The organism is Brevibacillus sp. HD3.3A (genome assembly GCF_013284375.2).
In the GTDB taxonomy this organism is placed as follows: Bacteria; Bacillota; Bacilli; order Brevibacillales; family Brevibacillaceae; genus Brevibacillus; species Brevibacillus parabrevis.
In genome coordinates, this window is the sequence record NZ_CP085874.1 from 308,043 (window position 1) to 323,274 (window position 15,232).

8 protein-coding genes and 1 pseudogene are annotated in these 15,232 nt (G+C 40.0%); 8 read left to right on the forward strand and 1 reads right to left on the reverse strand.

Annotated features, from left to right (window positions below; genetic code table 11):
- The first annotated feature begins 6 nt into the window (after positions 1-6).
- From HP435_RS01830 to HP435_RS01855, 6 genes are all read left to right on the forward strand, one after another.
- Positions 7-1,800, forward strand: a complete 1,794-nt coding sequence (locus tag HP435_RS01830) for a TnsD family Tn7-like transposition protein (protein ID WP_173599685.1) — start codon at positions 7-9, stop codon at positions 1,798-1,800.
- A 128-nt stretch (positions 1,801-1,928) separates the two neighbouring features.
- A complete protein-coding gene (locus tag HP435_RS01835; RefSeq protein ID WP_173599686.1) occupies positions 1,929-3,392 on the forward strand; it encodes a Tn7-like element transposition protein TnsE in 1,464 nt (487 codons plus the stop codon).
- A gap of 120 nt (positions 3,393-3,512) precedes the next feature.
- Positions 3,513-4,556, forward strand: a complete 1,044-nt coding sequence (locus HP435_RS01840) for a DNA cytosine methyltransferase (protein WP_173599687.1) — start codon at positions 3,513-3,515, stop codon at positions 4,554-4,556.
- Positions 4,557-4,569: 13 nt separating this feature from the next.
- The gene (locus HP435_RS01845) at positions 4,570-7,668 is read left to right on the forward strand and encodes a sensor histidine kinase (RefSeq protein WP_173599688.1); all 3,099 of its coding nucleotides are present in this window, start codon (positions 4,570-4,572) and stop codon (positions 7,666-7,668) included.
- 3 nt (positions 7,669-7,671) lie between these two features.
- The gene (locus HP435_RS01850) at positions 7,672-9,402 is read left to right on the forward strand and encodes a response regulator receiver domain (RefSeq protein ID WP_173599689.1); all 1,731 of its coding nucleotides are present in this window, start codon (positions 7,672-7,674) and stop codon (positions 9,400-9,402) included.
- A gap of 542 nt (positions 9,403-9,944) precedes the next feature.
- Complete coding sequence (locus HP435_RS01855; RefSeq protein WP_173599690.1) at positions 9,945-10,418, forward strand: DUF6896 domain-containing protein; 474 nt, start codon at positions 9,945-9,947, stop codon at positions 10,416-10,418.
- 315 nt (positions 10,419-10,733) lie between these two features.
- Here the strand turns inward: HP435_RS01855 and glpT are convergent, their stop codons facing one another.
- Positions 10,734-12,098, reverse strand: a complete 1,365-nt coding sequence (glpT, locus tag HP435_RS01860; RefSeq protein ID WP_173599691.1) for a glycerol-3-phosphate transporter — start codon at positions 12,096-12,098, stop codon at positions 10,734-10,736.
- Between the two features lie 215 nt (positions 12,099-12,313).
- Here glpT and HP435_RS01865 point away from each other — a divergent pair.
- Positions 12,314-12,496 (forward strand): annotated as a pseudogene (locus HP435_RS01865) (oligopeptide/dipeptide ABC transporter ATP-binding protein); the annotation flags it as partial.
- Positions 12,497-12,677: 181 nt separating this feature from the next.
- Entirely contained in the window at positions 12,678-15,197 is a 2,520-nt protein-coding gene (locus HP435_RS01870) for a DEAD/DEAH box helicase (RefSeq protein ID WP_173599692.1), read from the forward strand.
- The last annotated feature ends 35 nt before the right edge of the window (positions 15,198-15,232 follow it).

A 15,232-nucleotide genomic window follows, 5' to 3' on the forward strand; every position in this document is an offset into this window, starting at 1 on the left:
AAGAAAATGCTAACGTTTTTCCCTACCCCCTATCCTGACGAAACGTTGTATAGTGTATGTGCCCGTTTTCATTCCAGGAGCGGGAACAGCAGTCCAAAGTGGACTTTTCAGGAGCTGTTTGGACTCTCAACGGTAATTCCTAATATGACATTGCCCAGTCACCTGGATGCTTTTTGTTCCCGTATACCTCAATTACAGTTAAGTGTTGAGGATTGGATTCGTGATCATACGCTTTATCCTCTGTATAGTCCCTTCATGGACGAATCAAGAGCTAGCAAACTGAAACAAATGATGAGAGAAGAAACTGGTGAGGGAATCCATGCTTTTGTAGGCTTAAGTGCAGGAAATGGTCCCCAGCCAAATCATTTTAGTTTTTGTCCTGTATGTTATGAAGAAGACATTAGGCTATTTGGAGAGCCATATTGGCACCGCATACATCAAGCGCCGGGTGTATTAACTTGTCCTACCCATCATGCAATACTTTGCCAATTGCTCTCGCCGATCACTGATCGCCACGGGTTAACAATGCTTCCTATTAGTCGGGAGTTTGTAAAGACTGCAACGATTCTCCCTAGCGAGTTGACTGACAAGACAATTCATTTCTTACATGAAATTGCAAATGATGTACAAAGCGTATTAAATAGCTCACATTTTCCTAATCTCTTTCGGAGCAAATCAATATTTCTGAGACAGCTTGCAAAACGTGGATTTGCAACCCCTACGGGGAGAATTAGACAACAGAGTTTAACTGATCACTTCCTAGATTATTACGGTCTTGAGTTGCTAGAGATTATGGATAGCGCTCCTCCTGGAGATCACTCCTGGTTATCTTCTGCAACTCGGAAGGAACGTAGAACGATTAACCCTGTGCGCCAACTGCTACTCATTCGGTTTCTGTATGGCTCTATTCAAGATTTTTTATATGTGGAGACATCAGTGAAATATCACCCGTTTGGGATCGATCCTTTCCCTTGTCTTAACAAAGCTGCTGATCATTACGGGCACCTAATAATCACTAACTGCCATACAACGAGATGTTCAAGTACAGGAAAACCCGTTGGTACGTTTCGATGCGAGTGCGGTTTTGTTTACTCGAGGCGCGGCCCTGATACTAGACCGGAGGATCGGTACACCATAGGACGAATCAAAAAGTTTGGACCTATATGGCAAACGAAACTCGATGAATTGCTGGCAAAAGGATATTCGTTCCGAATGATTGCCCGAACGTTGGGGGTAGACACTCATACCGTCATAAAGTATGCCAGACTGTCTGAAGAGAAACGGGAAGCGGTCGATGTGACCAAAGATGTCGTAGAGCCAATTGGTTTTATGAGCAAAAGTACAGAGGGGAAACAACCTTCTGCTATTCAATCCAAAGTTGGTAAGCAGCGTGTCAATTGGGAAATGCGAGATTTAGAGTTAAGTGTGTTGGTGGAAGTTGCATGTAAACAACTTCTGGAAAACAGTTCTTCTAAGCCAATCCGCATTCGCCTGACGACGGTAGCTAAGCGGCTCGGGAAAATGAGTCTATTGCTGCAACATCGAGATAAGCTCCCTGTCACCATGCAGATTTTTCAGTCATACGAAGAGACTACTGAGGACTTTCAAGTTCGACGAGTTCGTTGGGCAGCTCAACAACTCTCGCATGTATTCCCTATAAAAGCCTGGCAAATTGAAAAGTTAGCTGGATTACAATCAGTTTATTCCGAACGCATTCGAAATGAAATTGTAAAGCATGTAGCGTTATCGACATTTGGTGTTTTATATAACTCTGAGGTGAATTCAAATTGGCTACATTGAAGTTACGGCCTTGGCCTTTTTCATCCCAAGAAGTTGTCGAATTATGCTGGTTTGGTTCTCCCTTTACGGACACAAGCGGAAAGTGGAGGATTCAGGTTGCCTTCCGGAAACAAGATGGGAGCATACAGATGGTTTCGTACCCTTGGGGCACTTTTCCTGTTCTAAGGTTAGGACAAATGTATAGGGATGGGGTCTTTCACTCTGCTACCCTAGCAAAAGGGCACCCGGAAACCATTCAACTGCCTGATTTACGCCAAGGTCAGGTGGTTATAGGTTTCGATTTGCCGAGCAGTCTAATGTTTTTTCAAAAGAGACCAGAACTAGGGTTGCAGCGTGTTGTGAAATATACCATCAATAGCATTGAATACTTCATTCCGGTAATGGAATGGATTCGGTGCTTATTTGTCAAAAACCGAACTCTTGCGTACCTGTTGCTGCAGCCTCATGGAATTGATTTACTTGTGGACAATGTTGTAGCTCGAAATGGCACGCTATTTATTGGTTTCAATCGACGTCTTCCTGAAAAATTGGCACGGCCAAATGAGGTACTTCATCTGGCCTGGGTACTGACCGTACAAGGTGCTCGGGGTTCCTGGGATTCAGTTTACAGCAGTCTTTTTCGGAAGGCCGTAGCAAAGGGCGGGAAACATCCGTTAGATCAATTTCAGTACGGAATACCGCTTGATATAAATCTCCCCCCTGTTGGACCGTGTGAGTTAACGGTTCGTTGTATCAGGAGTAAAAACCAAGTTTTGGTCCTAGAGGTGTTGGGGATTTCGAACATGCAGGTCCCCTTAAGAAAAATTGTGTACAGTCATCCTGCTTTAAAAAAACAAGTGTCTGTCGCTGGTGACAAGAAGATTATTCCTACCAACAAGTCTAAAGATAATGATTATGAATTAAATCCTAAAAGTGAAAACGCCAAAGAAGACGTTCATCAAGATGTTATGGAGTTGCCTGCAACGGTTTTTGGATTTGTTCAAAAGCCAAAAATTGAAGTAGATCGAAAAGACGTACAATCAGTAAATACAGGTGGAGATAGTCTGATTCCAGGAAGAGGAGGAAAACTAGTTGGTTCTAATCAGATCGTTAGTACTGAGGATTCCATTTTTGGTGGAGATACGCCTCCAATTGAGTTTTCTAGCATGCAGGCGATCCCTACTTCGGAAGGTATTGGATTGGAGGAATTCTTTCATGTAATAAAAATGTTGGCAGAGATGTACCAAGTTAAAGTACACATGAGTGTGGTTCCGTTACCACCTGGGCGTCGTTTTTCCATTTGCTCAAACGGCGTTCGGCGGACGTGTGCTATAGTTCAAGTAAGTATTGGAGTAAAACAGAAATACATTTTAGAGATAGCTCGTCCTGATGGATGGTCCATATCCACACTAATTCTTGATCCAATTAATCAGACTTCTATGGAGAATATTGAATATTATATAAAAGGGTTGCTGGAAGGACTCGTTAATAAAAGCGGGCATTGGGACAAAGAAGTATTAAATGAATTTAGAGAAATAGCAATTCACAAATTGAAGCACTATAAAAATGCAAACATTAAGCGAGCAGTAATAAGGCTTGGAAACAAATTATAAATCTTATTAGAGCAAAGGTAACAGGAATGAAAGACTAAGCTATTAAATTATGTTAGATTTAAGATAGCAAATATGAATAAAATAGCAGGATGATATTTAAGCGACTGGCAGGTTTTTTTAGTGAAATTTACTTGTATAGAAACTTTTTGCGGAGCTGGAGGACTAGCTCTAGGTTTGAAACAATCGGGGTTCAAGATTCTCTGGGCATTTGATAATGATTCAATGGCAATTGAGACTTTTAAACATAATATATCATCAAACGCATCTGTCGAAGATGTAAACAAAATTAGTGCTAAAGAGATTCTAGACAGAGTAGGTATAAAGAAAGGTGAATTAACACTCTTGTCAGGAGGCCCGCCTTGTCAAGGATTTTCCAGACAAAAAAAGAATGGAGAAAACGGAGATAAGAGGAATAGGCTTGTTGTCAAATATATTCGATTAGTTCAGGGTATTGAGCCAATGTTTTTTCTTATGGAGAATGTTGACACCTTTAAGAAAAAACGAGGAAGGACATATCTTGAGCTCTTACAAAAAGGGTTACAAGATACTTATGAAATTAATGTATTTGAAATTAACTGTGCAAATTATGGTGTTCCACAAACAAGAAAAAGGACAATAATAGTTGGTGTGAGAAGAGATTTGAATTGCAACTATGTATTTCCAAAGGAAACTCACTCAAGTAGTTGGGTTACCGTTGGCGAAGTGCTAAAAGGAATTGAGGAACCGTTAGGAGATGGGGCAGAGCATCCTAATTACCCTAATCATACTTTACCAAAAGTAACAGATATAAATATTGAGCGAATAAGCTATGTTCCACAAGGAAGTGGAAGAAAGTGTATACCGAGAAGATTGCAGTTGAGTTGTCATAAGAAAAAAACAGGTTGGCCAGATGTATATGGGCGAATGTCCGTAAATAAACCAGCACCAACAATAACAGGAGGTTTTGATAATTTTACAAGAGGGAGATTTGCACATCCATTTAAAAATAGACCCATTACTGCCAGAGAAGCAGCTTTACTACAGACGTTTAATAATGAATTTAAATTTATCGGAAATAAAGGGGACATAAGGCGACAGATTGGCAACGCTGTTCCACCACTGGTTGGAAAATTGTTAGGGAAATCTATAATTAGTGCTTTAAAATTGGAACGGGAAAATAAATAAAGGGGGCGTAGTTATGGCAAGATTCCGTACAAAGGCTCGAGCTGTTGATTTGCTAGGTAAACAACAAATTCGTGACGAAGTTACGGCCATTTCTGAATTGTTAAGAAACTCATTTGACGCCGACGCATCAGAAGGACTTATTGATGTAAGCAGTAGTGAAGATCGAATTATTGTATGGGATGATGGAGATGGAATGAGTGAAGAGGATTTAATCAATAACTGGTTAACGATTGGAACTTACTCAAAGTACAAATCCCATAATACTAAGACAAGAAAAGGAAGAATCAAAATTGGTGAAAAGGGTATTGGTAGATTAGCAATTTCACTTTTAGGAGACCAATTACTTGTCTTATCAAAAAAAAGGGATGTAGATAATTGGTCTCTATTGTATTTACACTGGGGTCTCTTTAGAAATGAGAAATTATTTTTAGAGGAAATTGAGTTACCCACTAAAACATTCACTTCTTTGGAAGAAATGAGATCATTTATTAAGTTTGATTTAGCTACTATAAAAGAAGATCTAAAAAAAAATTTAGCAGATCAAAGTAAATGGGAAAATAAAACTGCAATAAAAATATCACAAGAAATAGATCAATTTACCGTTTCAGATTCTCTTTTTAAAAGAGTGAATGTAAATGAAAGGCGTGGTGGAGGAACAACGTTCTATATTCATAATCTTGATAATCAATGGGATTGGAATGTATATAAATTAGCTGTTGAAGATGAAAGTAGAAGGGAAAGAAAAAGAAGATTAGAGAATGTACTTGTTTCATTTACTAATCTTATTGATTTATTTGATAAAAAAGAAGATGGTAAGCACGAGAATGCTTTCTATCCAAAAATACATATAGATGGACTAAAGCTGGAGAATAAATCGTGGTTTAACCCGGAAGACATACAACTTTATGATTACGCCCTTAAGGGAACTATCAATAATGGGAAATTTAGTGGGCAAGCTTTTATTAGAAGCACAAAAACTGTGGAAGTATTTGATATTACAGAAATTGATTTAACGTTTGGTATTCACACTGAAAGTATCGAAATGGACTGTGGACCAGTAGAAATAAAATGGTTTTTTGTTGAAGGTAGAGATGAACTTACATCTCTTACTAAAGAACAATTAGAAATGATGAAGGATAAATTATTAGAATCTGGAGGAATATATGTATTTAGAGACGGACTAAGAATACTACCTTACGGTGAACCAGGGAATGATTTTTTAAGAATAGAAGAACGACGTTCAAAGGGTGCCGGGTATTACCTTTTTAGTCATAGAAGAATGTATGGTTTCATGGAGATAAGTAAAACGAAAAATCCAGATCTTGTCGACAAATCTAGTAGGGAAGGTTTTGTAGAAAACAACGCTTATAAATATTTTGTTACAACAGCACAAAACTTGCTTGTTTGGTGGGCGAGGGATTTCCTTGAATCACAAAAGGAAACCGGAAGAAGAGCAATAAGAATTAAACGACTACAGGACGAAAGAGAGAAAGACACCAGGCTAATCCAACAACAGCGTGAGGAGGAAAAAAGAGAAAAAGAATATTTTCGTGCATTAAACGAATCAATAAAAAACTTTACATTGAATAATAAATCGTTGTATTTGAACATCAGACAACAAATTGATAGCAAAATATCTCAGGCAGAAGTACGATTCAACCATAACAGATATAATAAATATGAATTGAATGAAAATCTGTATCAATTAAGGAAAAATCTCTATGATTTAACAGATGATTTATACAAGTTGCGAGTAAATTATAACCGGAGATATTTCCACGAATCCGAACTAATGGATCAAATTGATCAGATTAACGTAAAAATATTTGAACAAAAAGAAGAACTCAAAAATTACATTGATGATGGTATTTCTTTAATTAAAATTAAAGAATTAGAAGAACAGGAAAGTACAAATAATCACGGTAGTACAGATAATGATGTCTTGCATTGGACAAACAAGATACATCAAGCAATTGACTGGAAAAGATCGAAATTTACACAAATGGTTTCTAAAGTCATTGACCAACAGATTGATTCATTAAAAGAAGAGTTATCTCAAATAACTTATGAAATAACTCAATTATATATCAATGAACTTACTGAAAAAAGAAAAAACATGTTAAGCCCATTGGATTATGAAATTGAGCAGAAGTGTTCACAATTGGAAGGGATTCTTGAGAAATTTACGACCTTTGATTATTTATTTAACTCTGAAGCAGTCAAGTTAGAAGCAGAAACTGTATTAATGGAATATGAAAAGCTAATTGAAAATGCTCAAAACGAATTACTAAACTTTGCAAATTTAGTTAAAGATATGAGCATTACAAAAAATAATCAAGAACTGATAACAGACATAAAGCATAAACTTTCTCAAAACCTTGACTATAATTCTGATAACGAATATATAGGATTCTTAAAGAAAGAGGTAGGGATGTATCGCGACTTATCCGCAGTTGGGCTTGCAGCGGAACTCACAAGTCATGAATTTAATGCGCTATATAGTACCATTCAAGAAAATCTAAACATCCTTTATAAATCTCTTAATCAAACGAAGGCTCTGCCTGTAGTAGAAAAGACAAGAAATGCTTTTAAATCGTTAGAGAGGCTTCATCAACGTATGAATCCGTTGTATAGGCAAGTAAGAGCAAGAAAGCAAAAAATAACTATTAAAAATTTTGTGGGTAGTGTACTTGAGTATTTTGAGTCAGATTTAAGAAGATACAAAATAAAAACTGAGATACATCTTTCTGACGACTTTATTGTTAAAGAGAATGATTCGGTTTTGTTTACACCTGTAGTAAATATCGTTGCTAACGCGATATATTGGCTACTTAACCAATCAACCAAAGAGATACACTTTTATTCTTCACCAACAAGTTTGTTCATTCATGATACAGGACAGGGAATCGATCCTAAAGATCATCTTCGGATATTCGATCCGTTCTTTACCAGGAAATCTGAGGGAAGAGGCCTCGGACTGTTTTTGTCACGAGATATTTTGGAGTCCAGGGGTCATAAGTTATTCCTTGTGTCTCCCGAAGACCAGATTTTTAAGTTGAGTGGGGCTTGTTTTTGTATTCAATTTAACAATGATGCTCTTGAGGTGGAATAAGTTATGAATGAAATTCAACAAGTCGAATCAATTGTTAAGGGTTACTTCGATAATGCAATAATAATCGACGATGAAATGAATTTGTATGTAGAGAAAGTTCACAAATTATCTAATGACGATCTTGGGGAGCTCCCAGATGATATAGACGAGGAGGATACTGTAAATGAGGAAACTAGGATAGAAGTTGCAGCCGGAATAGAACCAACTGAAGACGATTTGAGTAACCGACCGTTAAAATTGTTACGTCAATTAACTACGGATGGGTTTATTACTTATCCATATAAATTTAATGATGATGATACAGAAACTCAAATTGAGTTCCTATCAAAAATATTAAGAACATCAAAGCTGTTATTTATAGACTGGAACTTGGAGGGTTACCTACCTGAATCTCCTGAAAGACCTGGGAAGGCTGCTTTAGAGATAATAAAAACTTATTCAAATCACACTAATGGATTAAAATGTGTTGTAATTTATACTCAAGAAGATTCTACAACAGTTTTGGAGCAGTTAACCAATGACTTTGAGCTGATTGATGAAGAAAACTTTTTTTTCCAAGAACGAGATGGTGGAGATGGAAATTCTTTATTTGGTTTTGTTATGCGAAAAAGTGTTGAGCCTCAGGAGATAATTACAAAAATTTCATCGATACTCCTAAAAGACAAATGCATACCACTACATGTTATGGATAGTGCTAGTAGGCTTGAAAAGAGTATTGCCAATGTAATATATAAATTCAATGCTCCTTTTGAAAAAGTTTTATTAACCCAAATGTTATCCTTGGATATTAAAAATGATGGTATACCAAAATTTCTCGATGAAACATTACTTTCAAACATATTATCTGACGAATTACCATTAGATCCGAAGAACTTTTTGTTTAGTGCTAAAAGAGAAAAAATTCGCGAGAAAATGCAATCAAATCAAATAACTTATGAAATAATAAAGCATTTGTGTGATACTTTTAATTTTAAGGGAAAGGATAGTATTGCAGACCTATTTAAAAAACAAAGTTTTTTAACTGGATTAAAAGAGATATTTAGTGATGTCAATGTTCGATCATTTGAACATCTTAATAATAGGATATCTGAAATATTAGATTCGAGTATGAGCAAGAAAATTAATGATATCATTCTCATGACAGTATTGGCAGTATATTTTATTGAAGAGACTGATAAAGAATTTAAAACTTCATTTTTAACTCAGACATACTATTTTACTAAGTTACTAAAATACATAGACACATCACATGACAGAATCAATACAGGTAGTATTTTTAAAATGTCAGTTCCACGACTGGCAAGAAATACACGTAATAAAAGATATGTTAAAAATACTAATAAGAGATATGATTATAAATACTTATTGTGCATTACACCATTTTGCGATACACATAGGCCTAGTGTGAAAGTTGATAACAACTTCAAATTTATTGTAGGAACAATTGTTGAACCGGAATCAACATATTTAAAAAATATGGGTGAGAATTATGCATGTATTGCAGTTCCTTTTGATAGAGAGAAAACAATAAAGTTCATTAAGTGGGATTTTTATAATGTAGTATCTTATAGATACGACGAGGTAATGAGTAGATGTGAAAAAATTGCTACTTTAAAAAGGAGTTATATACAGAATATTATAAACAAATACATTTCATATCAGTCTCGAGCTGGTGTAAATGAACTTTTCTTTAAAGAAACGTATAGGGATACATTTGTGAATTTTTTAAAATGAATTGTAATGTCAGTTTTAGTCTAAAACTTTATTATTTAGTTTTAGAGTCATATTCTGATTCCTTCTATCATTGAGTCTAAAACTTTTTTTGGGATTATTAACGATTTGAGGCTAAGATAACCTTATTATTTCAAGGATCACAGTCTACAACTTTATTATCCTTAGACACAAGTGTTTGGTTATAAAAAAGTATGAAACTCCAAGAAAAGTCCCGATGATGCTTTGTTAGGTCATCGGGATTTTTATTTATAAAAAGGGCTGTTGTGCTTGTGCAGTGATAATCCAGTTTTAGACAGATGAATAAAGGAATAGACTGGATGATAAAGTTGTAACACTAAGCTCGCAATGCAAGCTTGCAGACTTTGGGACTGGCAGAATTTTTGGCAAAGGTGCGGAGCAGGTTGGATATATCTTTTGTACGTCCTGAATAACTGAACGTTCTGCGAAGTTGCAAGGAAGCATATTCGCAGGGTGAGTTGGTAAGAAACGATTAAAGGAAAACTTTATCTGAAAAATATAAATAGCACAAAAGGCGGTAATGTATGAACACGCTAACCAAAGAAACGGTAGATGAATTGTTGGCAGCAATGGACGCTTATAAAGAAATTGCGCAAGAACTCATGGATAAATTAATATTGGAAACAAACCAGCCTGAAAAATCAGAGATAATAAAAGGAAGTTACTACTTAATTTCAAATGCGGAATTACTAAACGGTGAAGAATATTTAAGCGGTAATTGGTACTTTGATGTTCATGGAGAGCATTGCATGTTTGAAAACTTAGATACCGGACAAAAATTGGAAGCTTCCCTCGGGAATAAAGACGATATTGGAAATATTGATCCGTACTTTTTTTATGACTTCTTGAAAACAACTGAGGATTTTAAACACTTAATTCAATATTTTGCAAACCCGTTTGGTGATATGTTGAATTTTTTTGAGGAATTAGAAAAGCGAAAAATACTTGTACATATTCACGGTGTTGAATACAGAAAGATTCTTCAGAATGAAAAATAATTTTGTTCGTTGATGAGCGCTTCTACGGAGAAGCAAAAGAAATTCGGCGGGGGACGAAAAAGTTTTCACCGAACACGAAGGTATATTGTTTCCCGACGCTATGGGGGATGGGTGCAACCGGAGAAGCCATGAGAATGCTGCAGCAGTCACTAATCTATTAACCATGATGTAAGATTGTTCTCTATTTGGACTATGTAGAGGGGCTAGTCATCCGGTGAGTTGAATACCAGGAAGAAATCCGGCGAAGACTGATTATTCATCACATGAAAAAGAAGGATAAAAATCACAACGATTTTCATCCTTCTTTTTGCTATTTTAATGATTTTTAACGACTTCCTGCCCCCGCACATTCCACGTCAGCGCAAAAACAAGCGCAGCCACTACGCACGAAGCTGTCAGCAACATAAACCCTGCATCCCAGCCGGAGGCGTCAACGATAACCCCCATCAATGCATTTGCGGAGACCGTACCGCCAAGGTAACCAAACAGACCTGTCAGCCCTGCCGCGGTTCCGGCGGCCTTTTTCGGAACAAAATCAAGGGCTTGCAAACCAATCAGCATGACTGGACCGTAAATCAGGAACCCGATCGCGATCAGGCAAATCATATCGACTAAGGAATTTCCAGCTGGGTTGAACCAGTAGACCAGAACAGCGATCAATACGCCGAGCATAAAGACAAACCCTGCGGGTCCACGGCGGCCCTTGAACAATTTATCGGACAGCCAGCCGCACAGGAGCGTTCCCGGAATGCCTGCCCATTCGTATAGGAAGTAAGCAACGCTCGACTTGTTCATATCAAAGCCTTTTTCCTCGCTCAAATAGGTTGGCGCCCAGTCCAGAACGCCGTAACGGACGAAATAGACGAAGATGTTGGCAACTGCGATGGCCCAAACCCATTTGTTGTTCAACACATATTTGAAAAGGATTTCTTTTGTAGAAAATTCTGTTTCAAACGTTTTCTTCGTCTTGGTTGGATAGTCATTGCGATATTCTTCGATAGGCGGCAGGCCGACTGACTGCGGAGTATCGCGAATTAAGAAATACGTAATGAATGCAAAGACAATGGCAACGAGGGCAGGCAGGATAAATACGCCTTCATATCCGGAACCGATATTACCCGAAAGCCCGGTGAACATCGCTGCACCTGCAACAGCAAGGGGGGCCATCAAGCCTCCGCCAACGTTATGGGCAACATTCCAAATCGCTGTTTTGCCTCCTCTTTCACTTACACTAAACCAGTGTACGAGGACACGTCCAGATGGAGGCCAGCCCATTCCCTGGAACCAACCGTTCAGGAATAGCATTACAAACATAATCGTGACGGATGAGGTGAAGTAAGGGACAACGCCCATCAGCAAACTGATAAGTGCAGAAAGAATCAAACCGGCGGGTAAGAACATTCGCGGGTTGCTTCGGTCTGAAAAAATGGCCATTACAAACTTGCTGATCCCGTAGGAAATCGAAATGGCAGATAAGGCAAAACCAAGCTCTGATTTTGTAAATCCTTCTTCAATCAAATAAGGCATGGCGAGCGAGAAGTTTTTGCGGATGAGATAGTACGCCGCATAACCAATGAAGATTCCTAAAAACACCTGAAGCCTGAGCTTTTTATACTCAGAATCAATTTGTTCGTCAGGCAATCTGTCAATAGGCGGTGCAGGCCTAAACAGTTTGAGCATCGTATTCCTCCCCTAAAGTAATTTCTAACAAAGATGACGATACACGCAAAAAAACCCATACTTTAATGGCGCTTTCAAAAATGAAAGTGCCAGAAAGTATGAGTCTCCGAGTCTCCATCAAAGTTAACTTGTCATTAAATATATTCTATTATTCAGTGAAAACGTTGTCAATGAAGTTATTTTGGCGGGATTAGCTGTGCCGATTCCTAACCCGAAGAAGAGAGCGGGTAATCCTTCGCGGCGAAATCCCGTCTCCCTTGAATCTGCCATCAGGCTGCGTTTTTCAAACCAGATGTCCGTTTGTGAAGGCAGCTTGCAAAGAGCTGACTCCCGTTAAACAAGAAGCAGCTCCCAACCATTGTGTAGCCTGCCATTTATACGAAAGCGGAGAGCGTTAGCCTCGTTAGCCTACACAGCTAACGCTTTTCCGACTTTCTACGCGAAAATAAACCGAACTGGCAGCAGAGGGGGTGGCTCTCTCGATAACAAAAAAGTTGCCACTCCCCCTCAAAATTGATATTTTATATATGCGTGCGCACGCAAATAAAATCAAACACGAATTCTATAAGGAGCCACCCCATGAACTACTTTCTCAATCAGCAAAAAATCAAACAAATATGCGGCGATATCTCGTTTAAAAAAGGGAAGAGGTACTTTGCAGAAAAGCGGGTAAAGCTCATCCATTACCATCCCGGCCAGTCGATTTTCCGGGCGACTGTAAATAGCGGAGCGCTGTTCGACGTCACGATTAAAAAGGACAATAACGGATACATCTACGCGGAGTGCACCTGCCCGAGACTCTCTTCTTACCACAAAAGCTGCCAGCACGTTGCGGCTGTTCTCCTCTGCTTGCACGATATACAGGTCAATGGCTTACCTCCCCAGCAAGTTTCTCCGCGCCAGACTCCTTCGCCATTATCAGCTGCAAAAAGGATCGAGCACCCGGAACCTAAGCCGGCACGCAGCCTGGCAGGGGATTTAGGCATCGACGACCTGGCAAAAGGAAAAGCAAATACTCGTTTCAAAGGCAAGCTGTTCCTGGACAGAATCAAAAACAGGCTGCTGGCGGGTTTGGAGTTTCACTATGATGCGATCGTCATGAATCCATTGGAAGCCATGCATGACGACATCCCAACCGAATCACGTCTCAGCCAACTGGGAGAGAAGGAGCAGGAAATTCTTCGGCTAATGAAAGAGAGTCTCGGTACGCGAACGGAGAGCGGCTATTATTGGAGCAACGATGAAGAGGAGTACCATTTTTTGGTCCACATGGTTCCGCAGCTGCAATCGCATGTAGAAATCCATGCCACAACAGCGGTGCGGGACCGCATATGTAAAGCAGATACGCGGCCAACGGTCAGGGTGGAGGTTGACGAGCGCACCGATTGGCTCATCTTTCAGTTTGATATGCAGGGAGTTCCGGAAGTGGAAATTCGCGAAGTATTGCTGAGCTTGAGTGAAAAAAGGAAGTTTTACCGACTGCGGGATGGCCGCTTGCTGTCTTTGGAGGCAAAGCAGTTTGCAGATGTGGGCATGTTGCTTGAACAGCTGAACAGGGGCAAAGCGCAGGTCGTGGAGGGCAAAATTCGTGTCCCGTTTGTTTTTGGTCTACAGCAAATGGCACAGACACCAGAGAGTATCCTGACGAAAGGAAGCTCTTTTCAACAGTGGGTGGAGGAACTGAAAAACCCGGGGAAGTCCGACTTTCCCCTTCCCCCGCAGCTTGCGCCCATTTTGAAAAGCTATCAACAAGAGGGATTCCAATGGCTGAAGCGTTTAGCCCAAAATAACTGCGGCGGGATTCTTGCGGATGATATGGGGCTGGGGAAAACGCTGCAAAGCTTGGCCTTCATCGCCGCAGAGCTATCGGAGATCAGGGCGCAGGGCAATCCAGTTCTGGTCGTAGCGCCTTCCTCGCTTATATACAATTGGCTGCACGAGTTTGCCAGGTTCACACCGGAAGTACGTGTTACGGTTGTGGATGGTCTTCATCAAGAAAGAAAAGCGGCGCTGGAGCGGGCCAGTGAGACAGACGTTTTCATCACGTCGTATCCGTTATTGCGAATGGACAGTCATTTCTATCAAAAAAGGGTGTTTCATACGCTGTTTCTCGATGAGGCACAAGCTTTTAAAAACGCCGATTCGCTGACGGCAAAGGCGCTCCAAAAACTCCAGGCCGCCAATCGCTTTGCGCTGACAGGCACGCCGATTGAAAATAACATCGAGGATGTCTGGGCGATTTTCCACGTTGTTTTTCCGGGATTAATGCCGGATCGCCAAGTTTTTCATGAGCTTTCGCGCGAAAAAATAGCACAGCTGATCGCGCCGTTCATGCTTCGCCGGATGAAGGCAGAAGTGCTCAGAGAGCTGCCAAGCAAAATGGAAACCATACTGACCTCCGACTTGCTGCCTGAACAAAAAAAGCTGTACGCCGCTTACTTGGCCAGGCTCAAGCATGTTTCCCTGAAGCATGTCGGCAAGGATACTTTTCAGGAAAATCAGATGAAAATCCTAGCTGGCTTGACGAGGTTGCGTCAGCTTTGCTGTCATCCGGGCTTGTTTTTGGAAGGGTATGCAGGAGGCTCGGCGAAGCTTGCGCAGCTCGGCAAACTGGTGGTGGAGTATCGGCAGCAAGGCAAGAGAATGCTCATCTTTTCGCAATTCACGGAGATGCTTGCGATCATCAGCAAGGAATTGAGTCACAAGGAATGCAGCCACTTCTACCTGGACGGTAATACAGCCGCCAAGGAGCGGGTACAGCTTTGCGATCGGTTTAACAAGGGAGAGAGGGAAGTGTTTCTCATTTCGCTAAAAGCGGGAGGGACAGGCTTGAATCTCACAGGGGCAGACACGGTTATCCTGTACGACCTCTGGTGGAATCCGGCTGTGGAACAGCAGGCAGCCGATCGCGCGTATCGCTTGGGGCAAAAGAAAGACGTTCAAGTCATCAAGCTGATCGCGCAAGGAACGATTGAAGAGAGAATACATGAGTTGCAAACCAGTAAACAGAAGCTTTTTCAAGAAGTTATTCAACCGGGGGAAAATCAATCGTGGAAGCTTACGGAGGAGGGGATTCGAGACATTTTGGAGATAAGATAGAGGGAGCTGTCCTTTTGGAAGGCGGGGTAGACACG

Excerpts from the sequence above, each read along its gene's own strand:
- HP435_RS01830 (WP_173599685.1), top strand. The coding sequence starts at position 7 with ATGCTAACGTTTTTCCCTACCCCCTATCCTGACGAAACGTTGTATAGT.
- HP435_RS01835 (WP_173599686.1), top strand. The coding sequence starts at position 1,929 with ATGGTTTCGTACCCTTGGGGCACTTTTCCTGTTCTAAGGTTAGGACAA.
- HP435_RS01845 (WP_173599688.1), top strand. The coding sequence starts at position 4,570 with ATGGCAAGATTCCGTACAAAGGCTCGAGCTGTTGATTTGCTAGGTAAA.
- HP435_RS01850 (WP_173599689.1), top strand. The coding sequence starts at position 7,672 with ATGAATGAAATTCAACAAGTCGAATCAATTGTTAAGGGTTACTTCGAT.
- HP435_RS01855 (WP_173599690.1), top strand. The coding sequence starts at position 9,945 with ATGAACACGCTAACCAAAGAAACGGTAGATGAATTGTTGGCAGCAATG.
- glpT (WP_173599691.1), bottom strand. The coding sequence starts at position 12,098 with ATGCTCAAACTGTTTAGGCCTGCACCGCCTATTGACAGATTGCCTGAC.
- HP435_RS01870 (WP_173599692.1), top strand. The coding sequence starts at position 12,678 with ATGAACTACTTTCTCAATCAGCAAAAAATCAAACAAATATGCGGCGAT.